Source organism: Actinoplanes sp. DH11 (assembly GCF_020873875.1).
Lineage (GTDB): Bacteria > Actinomycetota > Actinomycetes > Mycobacteriales > Micromonosporaceae > Actinoplanes.
This window is the reverse complement of the sequence record NZ_JAHWGU010000200.1, coordinates 1-351: the sequence shown is the minus strand read 5'-3', so window position 1 is coordinate 351 and position 351 is coordinate 1. Positions and strand designations below refer to the sequence as shown.

Here is a 351-nt window from a genome sequence, read left to right as displayed (position 1 = left end):
GCGCCTGCGCCTCGATCGGGTCACCCAGCGTCGTCCCCGTGCCGTGCGCCTCCACCACATCAACCTCGGCAGGCCGCAACCCGGCGTTCGCCAAAGCCTGACGGATGACCCGCTGTTGGGAGGGACCATTCGGCGCCGTCAAACCGTTGGAAGCACCGTCCTGGTTCACCGCCGAACCGCGAACCACCGCGAGCACGGGGTGACCGTTCTTACGAGCGTCGGACAGCCGCTCCACCAGCAGCATGCCCACACCCTCGGACCAGCCCGTACCATCCGCCGACGCACTGAACGACTTGCACCGGCCATCGAACGACAGACCCCGCTGACGACTGAACTCAGCGAACGTCCCCG

The 351-nt window shown here is 67.5% G+C and carries 1 protein-coding gene; it reads right to left on the bottom strand.

What is annotated here, in order from left to right; genetic code table 11:
* Positions 1 to 351 (bottom strand): polyketide synthase (locus LPA41_RS41425; protein WP_229076991.1); only part of this gene is annotated, 351 nt, incomplete at both ends.